This is a genomic window from Proteiniphilum sp. UBA1028 (assembly GCF_002316955.1).
In the GTDB taxonomy this organism is placed as follows: Bacteria; Bacteroidota; Bacteroidia; order Bacteroidales; family Dysgonomonadaceae; genus Proteiniphilum.
This window is the reverse complement of record NZ_DCEN01000079.1, coordinates 1,775-3,785: the sequence shown is the minus strand read 5'-3', so window position 1 is coordinate 3,785 and position 2,011 is coordinate 1,775. Positions and strand designations below refer to the sequence as shown.

2 protein-coding genes are annotated in these 2,011 nt (G+C 49.1%); both read right to left on the bottom strand.

Going from position 1 to position 2,011, the window contains the following annotated elements; all coding sequences use genetic code 11:
• A partial coding sequence (locus B3Z75_RS13195) for a glucoamylase family protein (RefSeq protein WP_294072614.1) occupies positions 1-1,319 on the bottom strand: 1,319 nt, incomplete at its 3' end.
• A gap of 7 nt (positions 1,320-1,326) precedes the next feature.
• The coding region (locus B3Z75_RS13190) for a dienelactone hydrolase family protein (RefSeq protein WP_294072612.1) at positions 1,327-2,011 on the bottom strand (685 nt) is incomplete at its 5' end.

Here is a 2,011-nt window from a genome sequence, read left to right as displayed (position 1 = left end):
GCCCCCATAAATAGTTTCCACAGCAATCCGGTCCGGTAGTTTTCGATCATCGGCGCGATGGTCAGCTGGTCGATGGCCAGATAACGCTGCGGATACCAGTTGTCCTGTATGCTGAAAGCATCATAGAAACCATATTGACCCCATATCCGGTTGCCCAGATCATTATAAAAATGCTTCAGGGCCCTCATAGACTGGTCCGGTGTATAAGGGAAGCTGGACAAGGCGGCTGTAGGAGTGATTACCCCGCGGTCGTTCTTCACCGGCATATGTGCCGTATATCCATCTACGGTATAACTTGCGGTCAGCCCCCAGCAGTTATCGCCATACCCCTCATATCCCCCGGGGTTCTCCACACAATATTCGTAATTGATAAGAGCCTGATTCCTGTTCAGTTGCCAGTAATCGGCATATTGATCTTTTAACCCTTTCGGACTCAGTCCGATATAAGAGTAGTGTGCCCAAAAGAGTGGACCTCCATATTCTTCAGCACCATTGTGTTTCAAAATGAGCGGATAACCATATGCCTCATTCTTGCTGGTGATTGCTCCCCCGCGAGCCCATCCGTTATGGTAGGCCGATGCCGGAATAGGATGGGTGGGGGAGGAGGCTGCCAGGATATAGGTGATCAGACATTCATTGTAACCTTCCAGCGGGAAATTCATTTCCCAGTTGTATTCCGGGCTCCAGTGCCAATAGAGCACATCCTGTCCGTTCAGGTACCAGTCCCATTCCATTTCTCTCCAGAGTGTATCAATCTTTTGTGACAGCTCTTTCTCCCTGTTGTTGCCATTTTTGAAATACTCCCGCACGATAAGCAGTCCCTGCATGAGGAAGGCGCTCTCAACCAGGTCACCTCCGTTGTCTTTTTTGCCAAATGGTTTGGTCTTTCCTGTGGGTCCGTGAATCCAGTGTGACCAGACACCATGGTAACGGTCGGCGGAAGCCAGGTAGTCTGCTATCCGGTGTAATCGGGCCACGCCCTCTTCGCGGGGGATAAAGCCCCGTTCCATGGCTACGACAAGTCCGGCAAGACCGAAACCGCTTCCCCCTGTAGTAATTACATCCTTATCGTTCTGCGGATATTCCCCATCCATATGTATGCGTTCCGGTGCGAGGCCTGATGTGATTTCCGCACCTTCCCACATATAGTTGAAATGCGTTTTCTGGATGAAGTTCAGAAATTCATCGTCAGATACAAAGGAGGCAGGGCGCCCATTCCCGGCCCTCTGCGCTTGTTCTTTTTTATTGTTGTTACAAGCTATCAGAAAAAAAGTGCCGACTACCAGAACAATGTTTAATAAATATTTGTGATTGTTCATTTTCCTATTATTTTTTTATTTGTTGGAACATCCATGACATGAAATCCGGCTTGTTAAAAGCCGGGTCCCAGCTGCCATGATTCACCCCCGGAAACTCGATATATTCAACATTGGCTCCTTCGGCTTTCAGTTTCATAAATGCTTCACGCGAAAACCTGACGGGTACCACCGAATCGGCATCGCCATGAAATATACGAATAGCTGTTTTTGAACTGAAGTCATTGAGCCTGTCCGTATGGATCCCGCCACAGATGGGAATTGCCGCGGCAAAAAGTTCCGGGAAACGACAAACCATGTCGAAGGTGCCCATTCCTCCCATAGATAGCCCGGTGATATAAATTCGATTTTTATCCACCGGATATGTGTCAATAATTCTGTCCAGCAGCTCCTTAGTCAATGCCAGCGGTCTTGATATTTCATCATTTGCCGGAAAAGGGTTTTCCTGCTGAAAGCCATCCGGCCTTTTGTGGGCAGGCCAGTATGAATCTGACGGACATTGAGGAAAGAGGACAAAAGCGGGGTACTTTTCCCTGTTGACCGGGTTGGTAAACATCATTCCCCCGTGGGTCAGCTGCGTCCTGTTGTCAGCCCCCCTCTCGCCTGCCCCGTGGAGGAAAAGCACCAAAGGATATTTTTTACCATCCTCCACCTGCAGGGGATTCAACTGGCGATAGAGTAACGTATCTCCTCTT